Source organism: Methylobacterium sp. E-012, assembly GCF_057836545.1.
In genome coordinates this window covers 1,705,001-1,728,974 of the sequence record NZ_JBYQEY010000001.1, presented here as the reverse complement: position 1 = coordinate 1,728,974, position 23,974 = coordinate 1,705,001, and the positions used below count along the sequence as shown (strand labels likewise).

The 23,974-nt window shown below is 70.9% G+C and carries 27 protein-coding genes (1 of these 27 only partly in view); 12 read left to right on the top strand and 15 right to left on the bottom strand.

The window, feature by feature from the left end; translation table 11 throughout:
* Positions 1-89: 89 nt before the first annotated feature.
* On the bottom strand, positions 90-2,069 hold the full coding sequence (dxs, locus tag AC3IF1_RS08210; RefSeq protein ID WP_489217116.1) for a 1-deoxy-D-xylulose-5-phosphate synthase: 1,980 nt from the start codon (positions 2,067-2,069) through the stop codon (positions 90-92).
* Between the two features lie 200 nt (positions 2,070-2,269).
* Between dxs and AC3IF1_RS08205 the strand changes: the two genes are divergently transcribed.
* The 4 genes from AC3IF1_RS08205 to ettA all read left to right on the top strand — a co-directional run bounded on the left by AC3IF1_RS08205 (position 2,270) and on the right by ettA (position 5,552).
* Positions 2,270-2,524: a hypothetical protein gene (locus AC3IF1_RS08205; RefSeq protein WP_243970942.1), complete on the top strand. Its 255-nt coding sequence runs from the start codon at positions 2,270-2,272 to the stop codon at positions 2,522-2,524.
* Positions 2,521-3,420, top strand: coding sequence for a DNA/RNA non-specific endonuclease (locus tag AC3IF1_RS08200; protein WP_489217114.1), 900 nt, complete (start codon positions 2,521-2,523; stop codon positions 3,418-3,420). The genes AC3IF1_RS08205 and AC3IF1_RS08200 overlap by 4 nt, the downstream gene beginning before the upstream one ends.
* A gap of 9 nt (positions 3,421-3,429) precedes the next feature.
* A complete protein-coding gene (locus tag AC3IF1_RS08195; protein ID WP_489217112.1) occupies positions 3,430-3,729 on the top strand; it encodes a hypothetical protein in 300 nt (99 codons plus the stop codon).
* 170 nt (positions 3,730-3,899) lie between these two features.
* Positions 3,900-5,552 carry an energy-dependent translational throttle protein EttA gene (gene ettA / locus AC3IF1_RS08190; RefSeq protein ID WP_243970940.1) on the top strand — a complete coding sequence of 551 codons (1,653 nt, stop codon included), beginning with the start codon at positions 3,900-3,902 and terminating at the stop codon, positions 5,550-5,552.
* A 143-nt stretch (positions 5,553-5,695) separates the two neighbouring features.
* Here the strand turns inward: ettA and AC3IF1_RS08185 are convergent, their stop codons facing one another.
* On the bottom strand, positions 5,696-6,643 hold the full coding sequence (locus tag AC3IF1_RS08185) for an NAD-dependent epimerase/dehydratase family protein (protein WP_489217110.1): 948 nt from the start codon (positions 6,641-6,643) through the stop codon (positions 5,696-5,698).
* A gap of 257 nt (positions 6,644-6,900) precedes the next feature.
* Here AC3IF1_RS08185 and AC3IF1_RS08180 point away from each other — a divergent pair, with 257 nt between their 5' ends.
* Together AC3IF1_RS08180 and AC3IF1_RS08175 are read left to right on the top strand one after the other, a co-directional pair.
* Positions 6,901-8,085, top strand: coding sequence for an OpgC family protein (locus AC3IF1_RS08180; RefSeq protein ID WP_489217108.1), 1,185 nt, complete (start codon positions 6,901-6,903; stop codon positions 8,083-8,085).
* A gap of 28 nt (positions 8,086-8,113) precedes the next feature.
* Positions 8,114-8,287: a DUF2256 domain-containing protein gene (locus AC3IF1_RS08175; RefSeq protein ID WP_243970936.1), complete on the top strand. Its 174-nt coding sequence runs from the start codon at positions 8,114-8,116 to the stop codon at positions 8,285-8,287.
* A 4-nt stretch (positions 8,288-8,291) separates the two neighbouring features.
* Here AC3IF1_RS08175 and AC3IF1_RS08170 read toward each other — a convergent pair whose 3' ends face one another.
* The 4 genes from AC3IF1_RS08170 to AC3IF1_RS08155 are packed head-to-tail and all read right to left on the bottom strand — an operon-like array spanning position 8,292 to position 10,948.
* A complete protein-coding gene (locus AC3IF1_RS08170; protein ID WP_489217106.1) occupies positions 8,292-8,891 on the bottom strand; it encodes a nucleotidyltransferase family protein in 600 nt (199 codons plus the stop codon).
* Complete coding sequence (locus AC3IF1_RS08165; protein ID WP_489217104.1) at positions 8,884-9,927, bottom strand: molybdopterin-binding protein; 1,044 nt, start codon at positions 9,925-9,927, stop codon at positions 8,884-8,886. Before AC3IF1_RS08165 ends, AC3IF1_RS08170 begins: the two co-directional genes overlap by 8 nt.
* A complete protein-coding gene (locus tag AC3IF1_RS08160) occupies positions 9,924-10,625 on the bottom strand; it encodes an XdhC family protein (protein ID WP_489217102.1) in 702 nt (233 codons plus the stop codon). The genes AC3IF1_RS08165 and AC3IF1_RS08160 overlap by 4 nt, the downstream gene beginning before the upstream one ends.
* Positions 10,625-10,948 (bottom strand): XdhC family protein, encoded by a 324-nt coding sequence (locus AC3IF1_RS08155; RefSeq protein WP_489217100.1) that lies wholly within the window; start codon positions 10,946-10,948, stop codon positions 10,625-10,627. Before AC3IF1_RS08155 ends, AC3IF1_RS08160 begins: the two co-directional genes overlap by 1 nt.
* Positions 10,949-11,177: 229 nt before the next feature.
* On the opposite strand from AC3IF1_RS08155, the gene AC3IF1_RS08150 reads away from it, so the two are divergent.
* Positions 11,178-12,572 (top strand): ATP-binding protein, encoded by a 1,395-nt coding sequence (locus AC3IF1_RS08150; protein WP_489217098.1) that lies wholly within the window; start codon positions 11,178-11,180, stop codon positions 12,570-12,572.
* A gap of 6 nt (positions 12,573-12,578) precedes the next feature.
* On the opposite strand, the gene AC3IF1_RS08145 is transcribed toward AC3IF1_RS08150, so the two are convergent.
* Complete coding sequence (locus AC3IF1_RS08145) at positions 12,579-12,884, bottom strand: hypothetical protein (protein ID WP_243970908.1); 306 nt, start codon at positions 12,882-12,884, stop codon at positions 12,579-12,581.
* Between the two features lie 174 nt (positions 12,885-13,058).
* Here AC3IF1_RS08145 and AC3IF1_RS08140 point away from each other — a divergent pair, with 174 nt between their 5' ends.
* Positions 13,059-13,250 (top strand): hypothetical protein, encoded by a 192-nt coding sequence (locus AC3IF1_RS08140; protein WP_243970906.1) that lies wholly within the window; start codon positions 13,059-13,061, stop codon positions 13,248-13,250.
* 23 nt (positions 13,251-13,273) lie between these two features.
* The gene (locus AC3IF1_RS08135) at positions 13,274-14,455 is read left to right on the top strand and encodes a pyridoxal phosphate-dependent aminotransferase (protein WP_489217095.1); all 1,182 of its coding nucleotides are present in this window, start codon (positions 13,274-13,276) and stop codon (positions 14,453-14,455) included.
* 75 nt (positions 14,456-14,530) lie between these two features.
* Here AC3IF1_RS08135 and AC3IF1_RS08130 read toward each other — a convergent pair whose 3' ends face one another.
* The 3 genes from AC3IF1_RS08130 to AC3IF1_RS08120 form a co-directional block, all read right to left on the bottom strand.
* Positions 14,531-15,550 (bottom strand): esterase, encoded by a 1,020-nt coding sequence (locus AC3IF1_RS08130; protein ID WP_489217093.1) that lies wholly within the window; start codon positions 15,548-15,550, stop codon positions 14,531-14,533.
* Between the two features lie 261 nt (positions 15,551-15,811).
* Positions 15,812-16,327, bottom strand: coding sequence for a DUF533 domain-containing protein (locus AC3IF1_RS08125; protein ID WP_243970900.1), 516 nt, complete (start codon positions 16,325-16,327; stop codon positions 15,812-15,814).
* A 68-nt stretch (positions 16,328-16,395) separates the two neighbouring features.
* Positions 16,396-16,731, bottom strand: coding sequence for a hypothetical protein (locus AC3IF1_RS08120; protein WP_489217091.1), 336 nt, complete (start codon positions 16,729-16,731; stop codon positions 16,396-16,398).
* 237 nt (positions 16,732-16,968) lie between these two features.
* Here AC3IF1_RS08120 and AC3IF1_RS08115 point away from each other — a divergent pair, with 237 nt between their 5' ends.
* Positions 16,969-17,853 (top strand): transglutaminase-like domain-containing protein, encoded by an 885-nt coding sequence (locus tag AC3IF1_RS08115; protein ID WP_489217089.1) that lies wholly within the window; start codon positions 16,969-16,971, stop codon positions 17,851-17,853.
* Positions 17,854-17,914: 61 nt separating this feature from the next.
* Here the strand turns inward: AC3IF1_RS08115 and AC3IF1_RS08110 are convergent, their stop codons facing one another.
* Positions 17,915-18,943 (bottom strand): alpha/beta hydrolase, encoded by a 1,029-nt coding sequence (locus AC3IF1_RS08110; RefSeq protein ID WP_489220352.1) that lies wholly within the window; start codon positions 18,941-18,943, stop codon positions 17,915-17,917.
* Positions 18,944-19,113: 170 nt separating this feature from the next.
* Here AC3IF1_RS08110 and meaB point away from each other — a divergent pair, with 170 nt between their 5' ends.
* The gene (gene meaB / locus AC3IF1_RS08105) at positions 19,114-20,100 is read left to right on the top strand and encodes a methylmalonyl Co-A mutase-associated GTPase MeaB (RefSeq protein WP_489217087.1); all 987 of its coding nucleotides are present in this window, start codon (positions 19,114-19,116) and stop codon (positions 20,098-20,100) included.
* A gap of 238 nt (positions 20,101-20,338) precedes the next feature.
* Positions 20,339-20,716, top strand: coding sequence for a CsbD family protein (locus tag AC3IF1_RS08100; protein ID WP_489217085.1), 378 nt, complete (start codon positions 20,339-20,341; stop codon positions 20,714-20,716).
* 45 nt (positions 20,717-20,761) lie between these two features.
* Here AC3IF1_RS08100 and AC3IF1_RS08095 read toward each other — a convergent pair whose 3' ends face one another.
* The 4 genes from AC3IF1_RS08095 to AC3IF1_RS08080 form a co-directional block, all read right to left on the bottom strand.
* Entirely contained in the window at positions 20,762-21,547 is a 786-nt protein-coding gene (locus tag AC3IF1_RS08095; RefSeq protein ID WP_489217083.1) for a 3-hydroxybutyrate dehydrogenase, read from the bottom strand.
* A gap of 31 nt (positions 21,548-21,578) precedes the next feature.
* Complete coding sequence (locus tag AC3IF1_RS08090; RefSeq protein ID WP_489217081.1) at positions 21,579-22,322, bottom strand: acetoacetate decarboxylase; 744 nt, start codon at positions 22,320-22,322, stop codon at positions 21,579-21,581.
* Between the two features lie 64 nt (positions 22,323-22,386).
* On the bottom strand, positions 22,387-23,517 hold the full coding sequence (locus AC3IF1_RS08085; protein WP_489217079.1) for a patatin-like phospholipase family protein: 1,131 nt from the start codon (positions 23,515-23,517) through the stop codon (positions 22,387-22,389).
* Positions 23,518-23,666: 149 nt separating this feature from the next.
* Positions 23,667-23,974: the 3' portion of a sensor histidine kinase gene (locus AC3IF1_RS08080; protein ID WP_489217077.1), read on the bottom strand. The gene runs 1,165 nt beyond the window's last position; the window shows 308 of its 1,473 coding nt (coding positions 1,166-1,473); the start codon falls outside the window, past its right edge — the gene reads right to left on this strand; the stop codon is at positions 23,667-23,669.

Genomic DNA, 23,974 nt, shown 5'->3' with positions numbered 1-23,974 from the left:
CGGAATAAGAGCGCGTCCGGGGAGTCACGTCGCGCCGCGCTTGTGTCATCGAACTGCCCGGGCAGCAAGCCGCGGCCCGGGCGCTGCCCTCAGGCGAGCCGCAGGTGCGACCGGCCCTCCTTCCGCTCGGGCAGGGTATCGAGCGCCATCCTGACGATGGTTGCGGCGTCGAGCCCGGCCTCGGCGTACATCTTCTCCGGGCTGTCGTGGTCCTGATAGGTGTCCGGCAGCGTCAGCGTCCGGACCCGGACCCGGCCCGCATCGAGCGCGCCCCGCTCCGAGAGGAGATGCAGCACCATCGCCCCGAACCCGCCCCGCGAGCCCTCCTCGATCGTCAGAAGCACCTCGTGGTCCCGCGCCAGATCCAGGATCAGCGCCTCGTCCAGCGGCTTGGCGAAGCGCGCATCCGCCACGCTCACCCCGACGCCCTGATCCGACAGCGTGTCCGCCGCCTTCAGCGCCTCGGACAGGCGCGTGCCCAGGCTGAGGATCGCCACCCGCGCCTCTGGATCCCGCCGCACCACCCGGCCCTGGCCGATCGGAAGCACCTCGCCCCGCTCCGGCAGCTCGACCCCGACCCCCTCGCCGCGCGGGTAGCGCAGGGCGATCGGGCCGGAATCGTGCGCGTGGGCGGTCGCCACCATGTGGACCAGCTCGGCCTCGTCGGAGGCCGCCATCACGGTCATGTTCGGCAGGCAGCACAGATACGCCAGGTCGAAGGCCCCGGCATGGGTCGCCCCGTCCGCCCCGACCAGCCCGGCCCGGTCCAGGCAGAACCGCACCGGCAGGTTCTGCAAAGCCACGTCGTGCACGACCTGGTCGTAGGCCCGCTGCAGGAAGGTCGAGTAGATCGCCACGAACGGCCGGTAGCCCTCGGTGGCCAGGCCGCCGGCAAACGTCACCGCGTGCTGCTCGGCGATGCCGACGTCGAAGGTCTTGTCCGGGTGCGCCTTCCCGAACAGATCGATCCCGGTGCCGCCGGGCATCGCCGCGGTGATCGCCACGACCCGGTCGTCGGCGTCGGCCGCCTTGATCAGGCTCTCGCCGAACACCCTTGTATAGGCCGGGGCGTTCGGCTTGGCCTTGGCCTGGACGCCCGAGACTACGTCGAACTTGACCACCCCGTGATAGCGGTCGGCGCTGGCCTCGGCCGGGGCGTAGCCCTTGCCCTTCCGGGTGACCACGTGGAGCAGGATCGGGCCGTGCTCGGCGTCGCGGACGTTCTTCAGGACCGGCAGCAGCTGGTCGAGGTTGTGCCCGTCGACCGGGCCGACATAGTGAAAACCCATCTCCTCGAACATCGTGCCGCCGCCGACCACGAGGGAGCGGGCATATTCCTCGGCCGCGGCCGCGCGCTGGTAGAGCGCCTTCGGCAGGAGCTTGCCGAGCTGCTTGGCGGTCTCGCGCAGGGACTGGTAGGTGCCCCCCGAGGCCAGCCGCGCGAGGTAGCCCGACATCGCGCCCACCGGCGGGGCGATCGACATGTCGTTGTCGTTGAGGATCACGATCAGGCGCGAATGCAGGGCGCCGGCATTGTTCATCGCCTCGTAGGCCATGCCGGCCGACATCGAGCCGTCGCCGATCACCGCGATGGCGTTGCGGCGCGTCACGCCGCGGCCCTTGGCCTTGGCGGCGGCCGCGTCGAGGTCGCGGGCGACCGCCATGCCGAGCGCCGCCGAGATCGAGGTCGAGGAATGGGCCGCGCCGAACGGGTCGTAGACGCTCTCGGAGCGCTTGGTGAAGCCCGACAGGCCGCCGCCCTGGCGCAGGGTCCGGATGCGGTCGCGGCGCTCGGTGAGGATCTTGTGCGGGTAGCACTGGTGGCCGACATCCCAGACGATCCGGTCGTCGGGGGTATCGAACACGTGGTGCAGCGCGACCGTGAGTTCGACCACGCCCAGCCCCGAGCCGAGATGGCCGCCGGTGACCGAGACCGCGTCGATCATCTCGGCGCGCACCGCCTCCGCCACCGCCGCAAGCTCCGATTCCGGAAGACGGCGCAACGCCGCCGGATTCGGGACACGATCCAGCAACGCCGATTGCTCAGGTGATAGTGCCAATGGTCGCATCCGCTCGTTCGAGTATGGCGACGGCCGCTGCGCGTGCCCTCGGCCCCGCGACGCTCGCACCCGGGGTTACGCGTTCATGCTAGAACCCGTCCGTCCGTCGCTGTCATGATAGTGCGAGGTACGGATGATCGGCGGCCCGATCAATGTCGCGCCGACGTTTTTTTCAGTCACGTGCCCTCATTGCCACAAGAGGTCCGCCTTTGAGCCCGGCTCGTCTGTGCACAATCCTGCTCACGCTCGCGATTACGGGACCTGGCCAAGCTTACGCCGAGCCGCGACCGCCGGACGGCAATCTCGACTTCCTCTGCAACTTCCTCGGCGATTGCCCGCCGCGTCTCGCCCCGGGCGGCCCAGACCGCGACGCGCGGCCCTTCACCGGCAGCCTGGGCCGCCCCTGTGCGTGGCGGGACCGTCCGACGCCGGAGGGGGTGCGGCGGGTGCGCGTGTGCTGGTGAGCCTGCGTGCGGGGCTCTTTGCCGCGGCCTTCGGAGCGGCCTTGGCCGCGGCGGCGTCCGACGCGGCCCCCGCCGGCGCCGGCGAGACCTGCCCGGCCCTGTTCGCCGATGGCCGGGCGCCGGTCCTCACCAACCCGAAGCTCGCGGCGCGGACGGTCCCGCTGTGCTTCGAGGCCTTCACCGTGCTGCATTCCGGAGTGACGCGCACGCCGCTCTATTCGGCCGAGCATCTCACCCGGGCGAGCGTCGCCGAGGCCCGCACGGTGGCCCGGGACGATGCCTTCCACGAGGAAGCCCGGCTGCCCGCCGACGACCGCGCCGCCCTGGAGGATTACGTCCGCAGCGGCTTCGACCGGGGCCACCTGTCGCCCGCGGGCGACATGCCGACGCTGAGCGCCCAGGCCGAATCCTTCAGCCTGGCCAACATCGTGCCGCAGAACCGGGTCCTGAACCGCGGGCTCTGGGCGGATATCGAGGAGAGCACGCGGCGTCTGGCGAGCCGGCGCGGCGCGCTCTTCGTGGTCACCGGGGTGATCTTCTCCGGGGACGCGGTGCAGCAGATCAAGGGCGGCGTGCTCGTGCCGACGCAGCTGTTCAAGGCGCTCTACGACCCCGCGAGCGGCGAGGCCGGCGCCTATCTCGCCCGCAACGACAAGTCCCGGGACTGGCAGGCGGTCTCCATCGACGCGCTCGGCCGCCAGGCCGGGATCGACGTCTTCCCCGGGCTGCCGGCCGGCGCCCGGACGACCGCGATGAGCCTGCCGGATCCCCATGCCTCCGCCCGCGCGGACGAGCGCCGACCCCGCAACGAGCAGACGTGGCAGGATTGGCTCCGGCGCGAGGGCCTGCGCGCCCTGCGCCGGTTCATCCGCGACCTGCTCCGCACGGTCTTCTGAGAGGGATCCATGCCCGAGAACAAGCACCGCGCCCGGACCGCCTCGGAGACGTCCGACGCCTTCGCGCCCTTTGCCGACGCGGCCGGGGTCCGCACCGTCGGCGCCCTCTCCTTCGAGAACGGCACCGACCGGATCGCCCTGCACGGCTCCCTCGACCTGACCCGGGACCGGGCCGGCCTCGCGCAGGCCCGGCTGCTCCGGGAGACGCTCGACGCCATCGTGAAGGCCCTGGAGGCCGACGATCTCCCCGAGGCGGTGGCCGAGGCCCCCGAGGCGGCCCCGACGTCGGTCCCGAACCCGTTCGCCTGAGCGCCCCGGCGCGGCGGCATCCTTGCCGCTGCCCGGCGGGCCTGATACTCGAACGGGGTCATTCCTAGATCGTGGGGGCGTGCGGACAGGACGGGGATGAGACCCCGCGCCTGCCCCGTGCCGCTGGCACGCACCGCGCATTCCCGCACAGCACGCCGAGGATTTCCGCGATGGCTCGCGAATTCATCTACCACATGCGCGGCCTGACCAAGGCCTATACCGGCGGCAAGAAGGTCCTGGATAGCGTCAACCTGTCCTTCTACCCCGACGCGAAGATCGGCGTTCTGGGCATCAACGGCTCCGGCAAGTCGACGCTGCTCAAGATCATGGCCGGCATCGACAAGGAATTCACCGGCGACGGCTGGGTGGCCCAGGGCGCGCGAGTCGGCTACCTGCCGCAGGAACCCCAGCTCGATCCGACCAAGTCGGTCCGCGAGAACGTGATGGAGGGGGTGGCCGAGAAGCAGGCCATGCTCGACCGCTACAACGAACTCGCCATGAACTACTCGGAGGAGACGGCCGACGAGATGACCGAGCTCCAGGACCGGATCGAATCGCTCGGTCTGTGGGAGCTCGATTCGAAGATCGATCAGGCCATGGAGGCCCTGGGCTGCCCGAGCGACGAGCAGCCCGTCGCCACCCTGTCGGGCGGCGAGCGCCGCCGCATCGCCCTGTGCCGGCTGCTCCTGTGGGAGCCGGAGCTGCTGCTCCTCGACGAGCCGACCAACCACCTCGACGCCGAGACGGTGAACTGGCTGGAGGGTCACCTGCGCCAATATCCGGGCGCGATCCTGATCGTGACCCACGACCGCTACTTCCTCGACAACGTCACCAGCTGGATCCTGGAACTCGACCGCGGCAAGGGCATCCCCTACGAGGGCAACTACTCCGCCTGGCTGGTGCAGAAGCAGAAGCGCCTGGAGCAGGAGGGCCGCGAGGACATGGCCCGGCAGCGCTCCATCTCCCGGGAGCAGGAGTGGATCGCCGCCTCCCCGAAGGCCCGCCAGTCGAAGTCCAAGGCGCGCATCACCCGCTACGAGGAGCTGGTCGCCAAGCAGAACAACAAGATCGATGCCTCCGCGCAGATCGTCATCCCGATCGACGAGCGGCTGGGCAACAATGTCATCGAATTCGAGCACCTCAACAAGGCGTTCGGCGACCGTCTTCTGATCGAGGATCTCTCGTTCAAGCTGCCGCCGGGCGGCATCGTCGGGGTGATCGGCCCGAACGGGGCCGGCAAGACCACCCTGTTCAAGATGATCACCGGGCAGGAGAAGCCCGACGCCGGCAAGATCGATGTCGGCGAGACGGTCAAGCTCGGCTACGTCGACCAGTCGCGCGACGCCCTCGATCCGAACGCCACGGTCTGGCAGGAGGTCTCGGGCGGCAACGACATCATCTATTTCAACAAGCGCGAGATCAATTCGCGGGCCTATTGCGCGGCCTTCGCGTTCAAGGGCCCCGACCAGCAGAAGAAGGTCGGCACGCTCTCGGGCGGCGAGCGCAACCGGGTGCACCTCGCCCGGACGCTGAAGGGCGGCGCCAACGTCCTGCTCCTCGACGAGCCGACCAACGACCTCGACATGGAGACCCTGCGCGCCCTCGAGGACGCGCTGGAGGATTACGCGGGCTGTGCGGTGATCATCAGCCACGATCGCTGGTTCCTGAACCGGATCGCGACGCACATCCTGGCCTTCGAGGGCGACAGCCACGTGGAGTGGTTCGAGGGGAACTTCTCCGACTACGAAGCCGACAAGGTCCGGCGGCTCGGGGCCGATTCGATCATGCCGAAGAAGATCAAGTACAAGCGGTTCTCGCGCTGAGCGGGCCCTCCGCCGCCCCCCCTCTGCGGGCTGCGATGTTCACCCATCGCTTCCGAGCTTGAGCGATGGCCGGCCCCACGCCCGTCTCCCTCCCCCTCTGCGGGGGAGGAAGGGTGCGTGGCGGCGTTGGACTGCCAGACCCTTCACCCCAAGCGCGACCGGGCATCGGCCAGGATCGCCGACAGGCTCTGCGCCAGGGGAATGGCCGGACTCCAGCCCGTGGCCGCCGTGAAGGCCGCCGGGTCGCAGCCCTCGGCGCGGATGCCCGCCTCCCGGACCCGGTCGGGCACCACCTCGACCGTGAATGCCGCATCCGTCAGGCCGCGAAGCGCGTCGAGGATCCCGGAGACCGACGTCACGGTGTCCGACCCGACATTGAAGATCGCGCCGTCGGGCAGATCGCCGATGCGCTCCGCCACGCGCAGACAGGCGGCGGTAAAATCGGCCACGTCGAAGAAGTCGCGCCCGGCCGAGAGGTCGCCGACCGCGAGGCTCGGCGGCGCGAGGCCGCGCTCGATGCGGGCGATCTGCCCGGCGAAGGAGGCGACCACGAAGGTCTCGGCCTGCCCGGGCCCGATGTAGTTCGACGGGCGGAGCACGAGGTGCTTGACGCCGGCATTAGCCAGTACGTCGCGGAGGATGTACTCGCAGGCGGTCTTGGTCCGCCCCGAGATGGTATCGGGCCGCGGCGTGACGCTCTCGTCCGGACGCGTCCGATCCTGGAACGCCTCCCCGTAGACCACGGTGGCGCTCAGGAACACGAGCGTCGCGCGGGATGTCGCCAGAGCCTCTGCGAGATTCAGGGTGCCGAGCAGGTCCGCCCGCCAGGCGTAGGACGGCGTCTCGCTCGACTGCGCCACCGAGGCCAGGGCGGCGAGGTGGAACACGAGGGTCGGGTCAAAGGCCGCGACCGCCTCGGCGAGGCTGTCGGCATCGAACGGGTCGACCACGAGGAAGGTGACGCCGTCGAGGGACGGTTGCGGCGTCCGGTCGATGCCGAGGATGCGGCTGCCGGCCGGCAGGTCCCGGCGCAGCGCCTCGAGCAGGCGGCGGCCGAGATAGTCTCCGGCTCCGGTGACGAGGACGCGCATGAACCCTGCCCCTGCCCGGCGCCGTCGCTGGCGGCCGGGATCGATCCGCCGCATCTATACCGGCTCGGCGCGGGAGGCGAGCGGCGTTCGCCGGTCCGCGGCCGCCGATCCGCGCTCATGCGGTCTCCAGGCTTCGGCGACGCGGAACGGCAGATCGGCACCCGGCGCCGAACACAGACGCGTGATCGATGCAGTCTTCACGGGCGGCCGCGCTGCGCCGCGGTATCATCGGGCGCCGATATCGGGGCGAAGACCGAGTGAACAGCATCGACGATCTCGAACGTCCCGCGGCCGGCGACGCCCCGCCCCCCGCCGGCCACCCCGTCGCGGTGCGACCGGCGAAGCCGCTCCGGGATGCGCGGGTCGACGTTCTGCGCGGGCTCGCGCTGCTGACGATCTTCGTCGATCATATCCCGCAGAACGGCCCGGCCCTGCTGACCGTGCACAATTTCGGCTTCTCGGACGCCGCCGAACTCTTCGTGCTGCTGGCCGGCTATTCCTCGATGATGGCCTATGGCGGCCTGTTCCGGCGTGCCGGGGCCCGGACGGCGCTGGCGCGCATCGCCCGGCGCTGCCTGCGCATCTACCTGTTCCAGGCCGGTCTGCTGCTCGCCACCCTGATCATCGTCCGGATCTGGATGGACCTCACCGGGCTGACGCCGCGCTTCGGGGTCGCGCCGCTGCTGCAGATGGGCCTGCTGCCGGGGCTCCTGCGCGGACTCGCGCTCAATGCACTGCCCAACTACCTGGACATCCTGCCGCTCTACATCCTGCTCCTCGCCCTGTTCCCCCTCGTCTATGTCGGGATGCGGCGCGGGGTCTGGGGGGTTCTGGCGCTCTCGGGCACCCTGTGGCTCGCCGCCAACCTCGACCCCCAGCTCAACCTGCCGAACGCCGCCGCCGTGGATGACGGCTGGTACTTCAACCCGTTCGCGTGGCAGTTCCTGTTCGTGATCGGGGCGGCCCTGGCACTCGCGGTCCGGGCCGGGGGCGGGCTGCTGCCCTGGCGCAACTGGGCTGCAGCAGCCTGCACGGCCTATCTCGGCTTCGCGCTCCTCCAGGGCGGATCCTGGACCGCGTGGGGCCTGCCGGATCTCAGGCCGCTGGCGATCGCAGCGCCGGACAAGAGCCATGTCGGCCCCCTGCGCCTGCTCGACATCCTGGCGCTGATCTACCTGCTGTTCAGCGCCCCGGCGGTGACGCGCCTCAGCCGCTGGCGGCCACTCCGGCTGATCGACGCCTGCGGCCGCCACTCGCTGGAGATCTTCGCGGCCGGCTGCCTGGCGGCGCTGATCGGCCGCATCCTCTACCGGACCTTCGAGGCCACATGGCCGCACCAGGCCGCCGTCAATGTCGGCGGCCTCGCCGCGATGCTGGGTCTCGCCCACTTCCTGGATGCCGGAGCCCGGCGGACGGAGGTTCGGGACCCGCCCGGCCGCTGAACCGGATACGGGAACGGACGAGGGGACGATGCCGCCGATGCGCCGCAAGGGCGACCTTCCGGAGAAGGTCTGCGCACAGTGCGGACGGCCCTTCGCGTGGCGGAAGAAGTGGGCGCGTGTCTGGGACGAGGTGCGCTACTGCTCCGACCGGTGCCGGGCCGAGGCCCACACGGCTCGCAAGCGCGCCGAGGCGGGACCCTGACCGCTCAGGCCGGGCCGCCGCGCAGGGCGGCGAGCGCGGCCGGCGTGTCGATGTCGAGACCGGTGGCCGCGTCGCCCGGGATCTCCAGCACGTCCACCCGATCCCGGAGGAGCGGGCCGGCGCCGTGATCGCCGGACAGCCCGGCGATATCCGCGCCGAGGCGGTGCAGGTTGAGGAGCACCGGGTTCCCACGCCGCCGATCCCGCACAGGAACCACGGCGGCCGGCTCCCGTCCGGCCGCCGCGAAGGCCTCCGCGAGGCGGTCGATATGGGCGGCTTCAACCTGCGGCATGTCCCCGAGAACCACCACGGCGGCGTCGCAGGACCGGGGCAGCGCGGCGAGGCCGGCGCGCAGGGAAGTGGCGAGACCCGCGCGAAACTCCGGATTGACGGTGAGGGTCAGGTCGAGCCCCGTCAGCGCGGCCCGCACCCGGTCCGCATGCGCCCCCAGCACGGCGATCACCGGACGCGGCCGGGCGCCCAGGGCGGCTTCGGCGGCGTGGCGCACCAGCAACCGGCCGTCGAGGCGCGCGAGCAGCTTCGGTTCCGGCCCGAAACGGCTGCCGAGACCGGCGGCGAGCAGGACCGTCCCGATCTCAGGCATCCGCCGCGGTCTCCGCCTCGTCCCCGGCGCTCCGGCCGCCGGCCCGGGGCTGCGGCCGGGAAACGATCTCCATGAGCAGGCCGCCCACCCCCAGCGCGACGATGTCGGCCCGGGTCACCGACAGGTCCGCCAGCAGCCGGTGCAGGATCCAGTCGAAGCCGTTCTCACGGGGGGAGCGTGCGCAACCGGGCGCGCCGATCACCGGCACGGCGCCCCGGGCGCCGACGAGCAGGAGATTGCCCGGATCGACCGGCATCCCGAGATGCGCGACCGCGCCGCCGGCCGCCGCGATTCCGGCCGGGATGACGTCGCGCCGGTCGGCGATGGCCGAGGCGCCGAACACCACCACGAGATCCGCCCCGGCTTCATCGATCGCCGCCGCGAGGGCGGAGGCGACGGCCCCGGCCGCGTGCGGCACCCGGATCTCCGCGACGATCGCGGCCCCCGTCGGCGCGAGGCGTTCGGCCAGCACCCGCAGGGTCCGGTCGATGGTCGTCTCCTTGAGGCTCGGCAGGCGGGTCGAGACCACGCCCACGCGCCGGCGGCGATAGGGCGCGACCGCGAGCGTCCCGCCCGCGGCCGCCGCGCAGGCGCGGTCGAGCACCGCTCCCGGCACCGCGTAGGGGATGATCTTGACGGTGGCGACCATCTCGCCCTCCACCACCGGCTTGAACCGCGGCAGCGTCGCCACGGTCACGGCCTCGTCCACGGCGTTGACCGCATGGATCCGCGCCGGCTCCAGGGTGAGCACCCCCGCCGCGGCGGCGAAGAGGTTGCAGCGGCCGGTGAAGGGGGCGTCCAACCGCAGATTCGGGCCGGCCAGATGGTCGGCGAGACGCGCGGCCGCGGCATCCTCGCCGACATCGCCCGGTTCGAGCGCCGCCGCCACGATTTCCGACACGCCCGCCTGGGCTAGGCCCGCGGCCGCCTCCGGGGCGATCACCGCACCCTTGCGCAGGGTGACATCGGCGCGCCGGACGCTGTGGGCGCTGATCAGCCCGACCGCCTCGGCGACCGGTACGGGTCCGAACCTCACGCGGCCTCCGGTCGGGGGGCGCGGCGCAGGGCGGTTACGATCTCGGCCAGCACGGCCAGCGCGATCTCGGCGGGGCTGACAGCCCCGATGGGGAGCCCGATCGGCGCGCGGATGCGGCCGATCTGCGCCGGCCCGAACCCGGCCTCGGTGAGCCGCGCGACCCGGGCCGCATGGGTCTTCCGCGAGCCCAGTGCGCCGACGTAGAAGCACTCCGCCGCGAGCGCCGCCGCGAGGGCGGAATCGTCGATCTTGGGATCGTGGGTCAGGGCCGCGAGGGCGCAGTAGCGGTCCAGCGGCGGCACCCGGCCGCCGAGGGCCGCGTCCGGCCATTCGGCCACGAGGTCGACGCCCGGGAAGCGGTCGGGACTGGCGAAGGCGGTACGCGGATCGATCACCGTGAGCGCGAGGTCGAGCCCGGCCGCCATCGGGGCCATCGCCTGCGAGATATGGACGGCGCCGATCACCACGAGCCGCACCGGCGGCACCTGGACGGTGAGGAACAGGCTCCGTCCGTCCACCTCCACGAGGCCGCTCTTGCCGGACGCGAGGTGCCGGCCGAGCACCGCGCCGAGCGGATCGGCGCCGATCTCCGCCTCCCGGACGAGGCGCTGGGCGCCGTCGGCGATGTCGGTGACCAGGATCGCGGCCCGGCGCGCCGCCCGCTCTTCGTTGAGCTGTGCCAGGAGGTCGGCGCGCATCAGTCGACCCGCTCGACGAAGACCCGGATCCGGCCGCCGCAGGACAATCCGGCCCGCCACGCGGTCTCGTCGGCGACGCCGAATTCGAGGACCCGCGGCGCGCCCGCTGCGATCACCTCGATCGCCTCGGTGATCACCGCGCCCTCGACGCAGCCCCCCGAGACCGAACCGAGGAAGGTGCCGGCCTCGTCCACGACGAGGTGGCTGCCCACCGGCCGGGGGGCCGAGCCCCAGGTCTCGATCACGGTGGCCAGCGCCACGGCGCGGCCGTCACGCCGCCAGGATTCGGCGGCGGTGAGGATGTCTGTATCGGTGCTGAGCATGGCCTGGAGGACCTTCGGCCCGCGGGCGCCCCCCGCACCCCACAGGTATGGCCCGGGCGCCGCCCTGCAAGGCGCGGCGGCGCGCGCCTTGGCCGATCCCCGCGCGGATGCGATAACACGTCAGCCCCCCGCACCCGTCAGCCCCCATGTCCGCTGCCGCCGACCGGACCGCACGCCAGCCGACCTGCCCGTGCCGCCGCGGGCCGCCGCGGCAGGGGCGTGCGAGCCCATGAACGCCCCCGATCCTGCCCTCGCGCGGGCGCTCCGGACGGATCCGCCGCGTTCCGGCCCGCACCGGCTGTGGAAGCGGATCAGCCGGGCGATCGGCGACGTCCTGCCCAAGGGGCTCTACGCCCGCTCGCTGATCATCATCATCGCGCCCGTGGTCCTGCTCCAGTCGGTGATCGCCTACACGTTCATGGAGCGGCACTGGCAGCTCGTGACCAAGCGCCTGTCGGCGGCGGTGACGGCCGACGTGGCCGCGCTGATCGACATCTACGAGAGCTACCCGCAGGACAAGGACGCCGACACGCTCTCGCGCATCGCGGGCGAGCGGCTGAATCTGGACCTCGACATCCTGAAGGGCGCCAAGCTGCCGCCGCCGGGGCCGCGGCCGTTCTTCTCGATCCTGGACGAGGCCCTCTCGGACGAGATCAAGCGCCAGATCCGCCGGCCCTTCTGGATCGACACGGTCGGCCGCTCGAACCTGATCGAGATCCGGGTGGCGATCCCCGACGGGGTGATGCGCATCACCGCCCGGCGCAGCCAGGCCTACGCGTCGAACTCGCACATCTTCCTGGTCTGGATGATCGGCTCGTCGCTGGTGCTGCTCGGCGTGGCGATCCTGTTCCTGCGCAACCAGATCAAGCCGATCCTGCGGCTCGCCGCCGTGGCGGAGGGGTTCGGCAAGGGCCGGGAGATCGAGTTCCGGCCCCGCGGCGCCCGGGAAGTCCGCCAGGCCGGCCACGCCTTCATCGAGATGAAGCGGCGCATCGAGCGGGCGATGGAGCAGCGCACCGCGATGCTGAACGGCGTGAGCCACGACCTGCGCACGATCCTGACCCGGTTCCGCCTCTCGCTGGCGCTGGTCGAGCAGACCGACGAGATCGAGGATCTCACCCGCGACGTCGACGAGATGAGCCGGATGCTGGAGGGCTACCTCGCCTTTGCCCGGGGCGATTCGGCCGAGCCCGCCGCTCCCACCGACATGCGCGCCCTGCTGGAGGACCTGCGCACCGACGTGGAACGCCTCGGCGCCCATGTCTCGGAGGTGGATCTCGCGGGCGCGCCGGAGATCACCGTGCGCCCGGGCGCCTTCCGGCGCTGCCTGTTCAACCTCGCGGCCAACGCCGCCCGCTACGGCGAGACGGTGGCGATCTCCGGCCGCCTGGAGGCCCGGGCCTTCTTCGTGTCCATCGACGACGACGGGCCCGGCATCCCGGTGGAGAGCCGCGAGGCGGTGTTCAAGCCGTTCGTGCGGCTCGACGACGCCCGCCAGGACGCCGGGGGCTCCGGGCTGGGGCTGGCCATCGCCCGGGACATCGCCCGCGCTCATGGCGGCGACATCGCCCTGCACGACAGCCCGCTCGGCGGCTTGCGGGCGACCGTGCGGGTGCCGGCCTGAGCCGCTTCAGGTATCGGCGGGCCGGCGCAGGCGCAGGACCTCGGCCTGGACGTTGCGGATCAGGTGCTCGAGGCTCGCCGCGTCGAGGCCGGCGGCGGCGAGTTGCGTGCGTAGGCGCGCCTCGCCGTTCCAGGCATAGCCCGCGTCGAACGGCAGGTGGCGCCGCAGGAGCGGACTCACGACGGTCTCGCGCCGATAGGCCGGATGACGCAGGAGCTTGCCGATCTGGACGGCCAGCACTTCGACATTGGGCACTTCGGCGCCGGACTTGCCCGCGCCTTGCCCGTTCCACGTAACCGACGCCCGCTTCATCGAGATCCGCCCTCCCGAATATCAGTATCGGGCAAAATGATTGCGCATCGGTGAGCGGCCGGACGCTTCAGCGAAAAACTGCCGGCGGCGGGGTCCCAACCGTCGCCGCAGGGTGATATGCAGGGTGCTTCCCACGAGCCGCGACCCACCGCGCGCCGGATCCGAGTGTCGACCATGAACCCGCTCGTCCCCCTCTTCATCCTGCTCTCGCTGCCGCTCGCGGCGATCGGCCTCGTGCTCTACACCGACACGGGCATCGAGCCGGCCCTGTTCTACGCCGCGGTAAAGACCTTCGTGATCCTGGGTCTGATCTCGGTGGCGATGTCGGTCGCCGCCATGAAGCTCGCCGACCGCGCCAAGCCCTGACGGCCTAGGCCCCGGAGGGCGCGATGCTGCACGTGGTCCCGGCCTTCTCGCGCATCGGCGAGGAGAATGCCTTCGCGGTTCTTGCCCGCGCCCAGGCCCTGGCGGCCCAGGGCCGCGACGTGATCAATCTCGGCATCGGCCAGCCGGACATGCCGACGCCCGCCCACGTGGTCGAGGCGGGCATCAAGGCCCTGCGGGACGGCCATCACGGCTATACGCCGGCGGTGGGCATCCCGCAGCTCCGCGAGGCGGTGGCCCGCGACATCCACCGGCGCCACGGCGTGGACGTCTCTCCGGATTCCGTGATGATCGTGCCCGGCGGCAAGGTCACCATGTTCATGGCGATCCTGATGTTCGGTGCGCCCGGGACGGAGATCCTGTACCCGGATCCCGGTTTCCCGATCTACCGCTCGATGATCGAGTTCACCGGCGCGACTCCGGTCCCGGTGCCGATCCGGGAGGAGAACGGCTTCGCCTTCTCGGCGGCCGAGACCCTGGCTCTGATCACCCCGAAGACCCGCCTGCTGATCGTCAATTCCCCCGCCAACCCCACCGGCGGCGTGACCCCGAAGGCCGAGATCGACGCCCTGGTGACGGGCCTGGCGGCGCATCCCGACGTGGCGGTACTGTCGGATGAGATCTACGGCACGATGACCTATGACGGAGAGGCCCACCACTCGCTGCTGACCTACGCGGAGATCCGCGACAGGCTGATCTATCTCGACGGCGCGTCCAAGACCTACGCGATGACCGGCTGGCGGCTCGGCTGGTCGGTCTGGCCGAAGCCGCTCTACGAGGCGGCGCGCAAGCTCGCGGTCAACGCCCATTCCTGCGTCAACGCGGCCACGCAATGGGCGGGCATCGCGGCGCTGGACGGCCCCCAGGATTGCGTAGCTGAGATGGTGGCGGAGTTCGACCGGCGTCGGTCGATCGTGGTCGACGGGCTGAACGCCCTGCCGAACGTGTCCTGCATCGCACCGAAAGGGGCGTTCTACGCCTTCCCGAACGTCTCGAAGACGGGCTGGAAGGCGAAGGCCCTGGCCTCCGCGCTCCTGGAGGAGGCGGGGGTGGCGGTGATCGGCGGCCCGGATTTCGGCGTCCATGGCGAGGGCTATATCCGCCTCTCCTACGCCAACTCGGCGGAGAACATCCGCCGGGCGCTGGAGCGGATGGGGACGTTCCTCGGCGAGCGTAAGCCGGGCTGAGGCGCCTGCGTCCGGCCACTTGCCCGCATCCGGAAGCGACGTGCGGACCTCATAATCCGACGAGGAATCCGCCGCTCACGACCGCCCCGGCACCCGCTTCTCGATCCAGCCGGCGAGCCAATCGGCGATGTCGAGGCTGTTCTTGTCCTGCATCAGCATATGCGAATTGCCGTGGATGCCGATCTCCGGCAGCAGGATCAGCTCGGCGCGGCCGCCGACGGCATTCGACGCCGCCACGAAGCCGCGGCACTGCTTGAGCCGCGGGGCCCAGCGGGGCGAGGCGTCGACGTAGTCGCCGAACAAGACCAGGATCGGCAGATCCTTGAAGGGGGCGAGGTCGTCCTTGGCGGGGTCCGGGCAGGCAGCGGGCTCGATGGCGACGACCGCCCGGATGCCGGCGCGGTCGAGGGCGGCGGTCTGGAACGGGTAGATCCCCGACTGCGAGTGGGAGATCAGCACCGCGCCCTTGAGGCGCTTGGCGAGCTCCGACAGGGCCGGCACGGTCGGGTTCGGCACGGGCAGCGCCGCCGACCAGTCCGGGACCATCTGCTTCCAGAACTCGCCCTGGGCCTCCAGGGGGAACTGCATGCCCGGAAAGACCTTCGGGTATTCCGGGCCGAACCGGAAGATCGCCCAGGCCGGCTCGCGTCCGGCCGAGAAGACGGCGGGCAACGAGTTGGGATCGGCCCGGCCGATCTTGACCGCGTCGATCTGAGCCGGGCTCGCCGCCGAGCGGCCGCGCCAGGCCTGGTCGATCACGTAGGTCGGGAAGCCGCGGCGCACGAAGAACTCGTCCCAGCCCATACGGCCGTCCGGCGTCGTCTCCCAGGTCTTTCCGGTGAGGCAGCAGCCGTGGATCAGCACCAGGGGCGACCGCGTCGGCGCGACGGGGATCTGGTAACGGACATAAACCTGATCGACGTTGATCGTGCCCGAAGGCGCGTAGGCCGGCAGGGTCGACAGCGTGTCCGACTGGACGTCGCGGCCGCCGACGAAGAAGCTGCCCTGCTCGGAAATCGTCAGGGGTTCGGGTGATGGATCGGCCGCCCGGGCGCCGCCCGGGATCGACGGCAGGAGCCATAGGGCCGCCGCCATAAAGAGCGCCGAAAAGACGCGCGACGCAGCCGGCACCGATATCCCTGGCATCAACGGTCCCGGCTCCCTCGATCGGGCCGACCGGCCCCCCTCACTGCTGCCGAGCCTAAGCGGACTTGCATTGGCTCGCCAACGCTTCGTCCGCTCAGGTCTTTCATCGAACGCCGGTTGTGTCGCAGGACCGGCGGCCCCTTTCGCGGAAGCTGGCTCGAACGGACCGCGCCGGCGGTGGGCCATCCCGAAGATGCGGGCGATGTCCGTTCAGGCGGCGATCTCGTGCTCGACCCGGTCCGCGACGTCGGCCGGCAGATCCAGGGCCTCGGCCAGCATCTTCAGGAACTGCCGCTCCTGGAGCGTGTCGGGATCGATGGCGAGACGGGCCGCCGCGTAGATCCGCGCCGCCGCGTCCGGCCCCGCGACCCGGTCGGCGATCTCGTCGATTTCCGCCGGGCTGGCGAGCTCACCCTCCAGCCAGGACCGCCCGTCGGGATCGAGCCCCGCCTCGGCGACGGCCGCGTCGAGGCGCCGACGCTCCGCGGCGTCGATCATCCCGTCGGCGGTGGTGGCCGCCACCATGGCCCGGAGCATCAGCCGGGCCTCGTCCTCATCGACGGCGGTGAAGTCCGGGCCCCCCGTCGCCGCAGGCGGCGGCGTGCCGCGCAGGGCGCGGAAGGCGAGGCCGCCGATCAGCGCCAGCCCGCCGAGTGCCGCCCCCGCGGCGAGGCCGCCGCGCCGTGAGCGCACCAGCGCGTCGACCATCCGCCTGCTATCGGCCATCCATTCCTCCTAGGTCGTTTCCGAATCGAATCGGAAACGACACGGGAGGCGATCGGGTTCAGCCGTATTCAGGCGTCGGCCTCGTCCTCGTCCTCGTCGATATCCACCAGGAAAACGATGTCGGCCTCGTCCTCGTCGTTCGAATCGGCGTCGGTATGGTGCGGGTCCTCGGTGAACTCGCCCTCCCCGTCATCCTCGGCCAGCGCGTCCTCGAAGATCTCGATCTCGTCCTCCGTGGCCGGTCGGACCGTGAGCGCCGAGGTGCCGTTCCAGAGCGGCTTGCCCTCGCTGGTCATGGTGCGGATGTCTTCCTTGAAGCCCGCACAGGTGAAGAGGTCCTTGGCGGACGCCTCGTCGCTGTTGATCACCGCCACGGCGGTGCCCTCGATCTCGAGCGTGAACATGGCCGGCATCCCTCTCGTAACCGTCCTCAAGCGCGCCCGGTCGGCGGGATCGCGCGGGTGCGACGCCGGGCCCCGGGCGAAAAACTTCTGTGTTTCGCCGAGGGCCCGTGAGCGCCGCGCGGGGATGCTGTAGGGGTGAAGCGGCCGGGCGCCAACCCCGTCCTCGCCGGGTCGGGGTGATTTGGCGCCGCTCGGCACGGCGACCGCAAGCAGGACCGGACGGAAGGATCACCGCGCATGCGGATCAGGCTCGGCTGCGAGATGCGCTACGCCTTCCCCTATCCCGTGCCCATGGTGGTGATGCTCAACGTGCATCCCTCCCGGGCCGGTGCCCTGGAAGCCCCCGATTCCCTGCGCACCGAGCCGCCGGTTCCCGTGGAGATCTACCGCGACGGGTTCGGCAACCTGTGCGGCCGGCTGACCGCGCCGGCCGGCAGCTTCACCCTCGGGACCGACGCGGTGATCCGCGACGACGGCGCGCCCGATCCGGCCCATCCGGAGGCCGAACAGCACGCCGTCGAGGCGCTGCCGGCGGAGACCATCGTGTTCCTGCTGCCGAGCCGCTACTGCGAATCGGACCTGCTGGCCGACGAGGCGTGGCGGCTGTTCGGCGACGTCGCGCCGGGCTGGGCGCGGGTCCAGGCGGTCTGCGACTTCGTCCACGACCACATCGCGTTCGGCTACGAGTTCGCCCACCGGGACCGGACCGCCATGGACGCCTATGCGGGCGGGCGGGGCGTATGCCGCGACTTCACCCACCTCGCGGTGGCGTTCTGCCGCGCCCTCAACGTGCCGACCCGCTACTGCACCGGCTATATCAGCTTCATCGGCGAGCCGGAGCCGCACCCGGCCGGCGACTTCGCCGCCTGGATGGAGGTCTATCTGGGCGGGGCCTGGCACGTGTTCGACCCGCGCAACAACAGTCCGCGGATCGGCCGGGTGATGGTGGCCTACGGCCGCGACGCCGCGGACGTGCCGCTGACCCACACGTTCGGGCCCAATCCCCTGGTGGGCTTCCGGGTCTGGGCCGAGCACATCGACCACCGCGACAGCTCCGACGAGGCTGCCATCCCGCCCGAGGAGCCGCTTCCGCCGCAGAGCATGACGACCCGGATGGGGTGAGGCCCCGCCCGGGCCTTCGTCCGGGAGGGTGGCGGCCGGCTTTCGGAACAAGGACGACGCGCTAGACGCCGGCGCCCCGGGCGATGGCGCGCTTGACCACGCCCTGAACCTCCGGGTTGGAGAGGAACAGGTCGTGGTTGATCAGGCCGCCGCCGTAATCGGACGCGTCGGCGACGCGCACCCCCAGCGCTTCGAGCTTACCGCGGTCGACCGCGCCGGCCCGGACGCCGCCGGCCAGCGCCGCAGAGAGTTCCAGCGCCCGGTCGTTGGTCGCCGAGATCACCGTGATCTTCGATACGTCGGGTCCGAGGCGTGCGACCCCGTTCGAGAACAGGTCGAAGTCGATATCGGGGGCGGCCAGCACCACCGCGCCGATCTTCGCCATCGCCGACTCGCCGGCCTCGGCCCGGAGCATGCGGATGGTCTCGAGGGTCAGCAGCGTGCCCATCGAGTGTGCGACGATGTTGATGCGGCCCCCGCTCGGCGAGGCGGCCAGCGCCTTGAGCAGGTCCTCGAAGGCGTCCCGGGACCACAGGGCGCTCTCGCGGTCGTAATTGTAGTCGAAGGTCGCCGCCGCGGAGGGCCAGGTGAACAGGCCGGAGACGCCGCGGAACCGGATCCCATCGGACAGCCGGGCGGCGCTGACGGCGGCCGATTCGAACGATTCGCGGTAGCCGTGCACGTAGACCAGCACGTCACGGCCCAGGGCCGCCTGCGCGAAGGCCTCGGCGGCGCCCGGCCCGGTCTCGGTCTTCGGCACCGCCCCGATCGTCCAGTCGCCGGTGATGACCGCCGAGACCTTGCCCAGCAGCGACCGGTCGGGGGGCGACAGGCGCACCTCCGCGAAGCTCAGGCCGCGGCCGCGCTCGGAACTGAAATACGGCGGGCGGGGCGGAGTCCCCACGGGCTTGCGGGTCGTCGCGACCAGCAGCACCGGCATGACGTCCAGGGCAGACTGCTTCTCCGGCAGCGCCTGCCCGGTGCCGAGATCGTCGGTGACGCAGGCGGCGAGCGACGGTGCGAGGCCCGCCGCTCCCGCGAGGGCGCCGATCCGGAGGAGTGCGCGGCGTGAGACGGTCTGGCTCGACATGATCCGGGTGCGTTCGGGCGGGGCGCGCACCGTCGCGCAGGATCGTGACCATGGCGGGGCACGCCGCCCCTCGGTGCCTGTGGAGTGCGGGCACCGCCCGGTTTGTTGTGTGCGGGACACAGGCGCTCGTACCCCTCGACGGCGGCCCTCGCCGACGCCATGAAGGGCACATGACGCCGTCCATCGACATCGAGAGCCTGCGCGAGCGCCTGCTGCGCGGCGACCGCGCCGCCCTGGCCCGGGCCATCACGCTGGCCGAGTCGAAGCGGCCCGATCACCGGGCGCTCGCGGCTCAGCTGATCGATTCCGTGCTGCCGCACACCGGCACGGCGATCCGCGTGGGGATCACCGGCGTACCCGGCGTCGGCAAATCGACCACCATCGACGCCCTCGGCTCCAACCTGACGGCCTCCGGCCAGAAGGTGGCGGTGCTCGCGGTCGATCCGTCCTCCTCGCGCACCGGCGGCTCGATCCTCGGCGACAAGACCCGGATGGCCCGGCTCGCCCACGATCCGAACGCCTTCATCCGGCCCTCCCCGTCCTCGGGCACCCTCGGCGGCGTCGCCGCCAAGACCCGCGAGACCATGCTGCTCTGCGAGGCGGCGGGCTTCGACGTGATCCTGGTGGAGACCGTGGGCGTCGGCCAGTCCGAGACCGCGGTCGCCGACCTGACCGACTTCTTCCTCGTCCTGATGCTGCCTGGGGCCGGCGACGAGCTGCAGGGCATCAAGAAGGGCATCCTGGAACTCGCCGACATGATCGCGGTCAACAAGGCCGATGCCGGCGAGGCCGAGCAACGGGCCAACGCGGCGGCCTCGGAATACCGGGCGGCGCTGCACATCCTCACCCCGGCCTCCGCGACCTGGACGCCGCCGGTGGTGACGATCTCAGGCTTCCATAATCTGCGGCTGGACGCCCTGTGGGCGAAGATCGTCGATCACCGGGCCAAGCTCACCGCCACCGGCGAGATCCAGGCCAGGCGCCGGGCCCAGGACGTGAAGTGGATGTGGGCCCTGGTCGACGAGCGCCTGCACCAGCGTCTCGTCGGCTCGCCCGAGGTCCGGCACCGCACGGCCGAGGCCGAGGCGGCCGTGGCCCGGGGCGAAACCTCGCCGGCCGCCGGCGCGGCGTCCATCGCGGCATTGATCGGCCTCTGACGCGCCCTCCGCCAAGGCGAAAGGCGCTGCGGCGCATGGGCGTCTCGATACAGTCGGGGCGTCAGTATCGCGGTCGTATCGTCTTTCAGAGTCGCATCGGACAGGGCCCGTCCGACCCGCGACGGCGCGCACAAATTCGCGGCGGCGGGGGGCACAAACCCGATCTCGCGCGTTCGGTGGACGACGGCGTATCGAGTGGTGCCCCCGTTTCGGTGCCGCGCACGTCCAGGAGAGTGCCATGGTGGATACGGATCGGATCGTCGGCGGCGCCAAGGAAGCGGTCGGCAAGGTTCAGGGGGCGGCCGGCGATTTCGTGGGCTCGAACCGCGACTCGGTCGAGGGTCGTGTCCGCGACGCACAGGGCCAGGCCCAGAACGCCTACGGACAGGTGAAGGACAAGGCCCGCGACATCGCCGACAATGCCGGTGATTACGCGAACGAGGCCTATGACCGCGCCGGCGACCTGGCGAACGACGCCTACGAGCGGGGCGGCTCCTATCTGCGGGACGGGCGCGCCGCCGTCGGCGCCCGGGTGGAGGAGAACCCCCTGGTGGCGCTGCTGATCGCGGGTGCGGTCGGCTACGGCATCGCCCTGCTGATCCACGGCCGCCGCTGAGCGGAGGGCGGCCCCGCCCGATCCCGGGTGGGGCCGCGCCCGGCGCTACTGTGCCGTCCAGCCACCATCCATGGCGATGTTGGCGCCGGTGATCTGGCTCGCGGCGTCGGAGCACAGGAACACGGCCAGCGCGGCGACCTGGTCGACCGTGACGAATTCCTTGGTCGGCTGCGCCTTCAGCAGCACGTCCTCGATCACCTGCTCCTTGGTCAGCCCGCGGGCCTTCATGGTATCGGGGATCTGCGCCTCTACGAGGGGCGTCCAGACATAGCCCGGCGAGATGCAGTTCACGGTGACCTTGTGGGGGGCGAGCTCCAGCGCCGCCGCCTTGCTCAGGCCGGCGATACCGTGCTTGGCGGCCACGTAGGCCGACTTGAACGGCGAGGCGACCAGCGAATGGGCGGAGGCGGTGTTGATAATCCGCCCCCAGCCCCGTGCCTTCATGCCGGGGATCGCCGCACGCATCGCGTGGAAGGCCGAGGACAGGTTGATCGCGATGATCTGCTCCCACTTCTCCGGCGGGAACTCCTCGATCGGTGAGACGAACTGGATGCCGGCATTGTTGACCAGCACGTCGATGGCGCCGAAGCGCTCCTGAGCCTCCCGCACCATCGCATCGATCTCGGCCGGCTTCGACATGTCCGCACCGGAATAATGGGCGCGCACGCCGGACTCCGTTTCGATTCCGGCGCGCTCCCGCTCGATCTCCTCCGGCTTGCCGAAACCGTTGATCACGATGTCGGCGCCCTCGGCGGCAAACGCCCGGGCGATGGCGAGCCCGATCCCGCTCGTGGAGCCGGTGACGAGGGCGGTCCTGGTCTTGAGGGTCATGGCAACCTCCGGTTCTGGCGCGGGCGTCCGGTCAGGCGAGATAATCGTGCAGCACTTGGCCGAAGGGGAGGGTGAAGTCCACGACCATGTGGCGCGCCCCGACGATCCGCCGGACCGGGAGATCGGCGACGCGGCAGTTCACGTGCGGGATCAGGTGGAGGCGGCCCTCCCCGTTCCAGGCGCCATGCACGGTGATATCCTCGAGCCGGTAGCCCACGAGCTGGGCGACCTTGGGCGTCCCGTCGACGTCGGGCAGGAGCTTCAGATTGATATTGAGCTTGCGCAGGCCCTCGCGGACCGAGCCCAGATCGTGCTCCAGGCTCTCGTGCTTGTAGGTCATGGTGCCCATCGCGACGCGCTGCTCGTCGTAGAAGAGCGAGCCGGTGAGGGTGTCCTTCTTGAGTTCGAGCCGCGGCTGGCCCCATTTCTTCGGAAAGCCCCAGATCTCGCGCCCTGCCGTGATCGGCGGCTCGTCGTCGAGATACATCTGGATCGAGAAGTTGCACGGCTCGCCGTTATAGGTGGCGAACGCGCCGCTGCCGCTCTCGTCGTAGTCGCCGAAGCCGGATGAATCGGGCATCTTCATCCACTCGTAGAAAACGAGATTGTCCGGATGCGGCTCAAGTGGCTCCGGCAGGGCCCGGCGCAGGGCGACCGGATCGGTCTCGTAGGTGATGATCAGGTATTCGCGGTGACAGAAGCGGTAGGGCCCGCGCGGATAGCTGGGGCTGAAGGCGGGCATCGAGGTCGTGGTCAGGATCTCGTCGCGGGTCATGGTCAGGTCTCCGCTCGTTTGCGCAGGGGCGATCCGGTTCGAGCCGGCCTCCGTGGGGGCGGTCTCAATCGCGGGCGTGCCGGGTGAGATCGAAGACGGCGATGCCATCCTCGTTGTGCGCCCGCTCGCGCCACCGCCGATGACGCAGGGACCGGATCGCGTCGTCGAGACCGGCCTGCCAGTGCTCCACCATCGTAGTCCGGGAGAACTCGTAATCCTTCGAGTTTCCCTCGTAGCTCTTCTGCCGGTAGATCAGCTGCATCAGCGTGATGAAGTTCTCCCGCGTGACCTGCCGGAGGAACGTCACGTCGTCGTCGGCCTGCATCTCGGGCGGCAGCCTCTCGATGATCCGGCGCATGGCACGCTTGGCCTTGCGGATCTCGATGTTCTTGTCGGTATTCAGCCGGGTGCGGCTGGAGTAGCGGATGTCCTTCTCGCGCTCGGCCGCCTCGACCAGCGTTCGGGGCATCGTCCCCTGGGCCGGGAACAGGTCGACCTGGAACACGACGAGGTCGCGCCGCCGCTCGGTGTCGAGGACGTAGTCGAGGGGCGTGTTCGAGACGAGACCGCCATCCCAATAGGCCTCGCCGTCGATCACGACCGGCGGAAAGCCGGGGGGCAGCGCCCCCGAGGCCATGATGTGCTCGGGGCCGATCCGGTCGTTCCGGTTGTCGAAATAGACGAAGTTGCCCGAGCGGACATTCACGGCCCCGACGCTGAGCCGGACATCGCCGCGGTTGATCCGGTCGAAATCGACGAACCGCTCCAGCGTGCCCCGGAGCGGGCTGGTATCGTAGAGGCTGAGCGCCTCCGGTGCGCCCGGCGGATAGAACGCGGCGGGCGGAATGCGCGGCGTGAAGAACCCGGGTACGCCGACGGCGGCGATCCAGGCCGCCGCCATCTCGTTGAAGGCCGTGCGCGCCTGCTCGCCGGGAATCATTGGCTTCGCGGTCAGATCGGCGGAGACGCGCTCCCAGAACTCCCGCAGCCGGGCCACGCGACGCTCCGGCGGGTTGCCGGCGATCAGGGCCGCGTTGATCGCGCCGATCGAGATGCCCGCGACCCAGTCCACCGCCACGTGCTGCTTGGCGAGCGCCTGATAGATGCCGGCCTGATAGGATCCGAGCGCTCTGCCCCCTTGCAGCACGAGAACCGACGCCTCGCCGGAGGGATAGAGGGTCTCGGGTGCGTTCATCGTCCTGCCACGCGTTGCGTTGTCCGCTCCTTTGACAGCCCGAGATCGTAGGAATGTGACACTCTGTCCCAGACACCCTGCGCCCGGGCCGCTGCAGAGGCTAGCTCCGCCATATCAAGTAAATGTCGATCGCGACGGGCGCACCGTCCCTAACGGGACTCCTGCTGGACGAGCTCCACCGGACGTGTCGAATCGCCCTGTGCCAGCGGGAGGGACATTTCCACGCGCAGTCCCGGCCCGTTGTCATGCAGGTGCAGGCTGCCCCGGTGGAGCCGAACCACGGCATTGACGAGGCTCAGACCGACACCGAGTCCAGGCCGCGAGCGGGATTGCTCGAGGCGGACGAACCGCGCGAGCACGCGCTCGCGCTCTCCTTCGGGAATGCCGGGGCCGCCGTCGGAGACGGCGAGGTGCGCGCGGCCGCCCGCGCCCCACACGGTCACGGTGATCCGTCCCG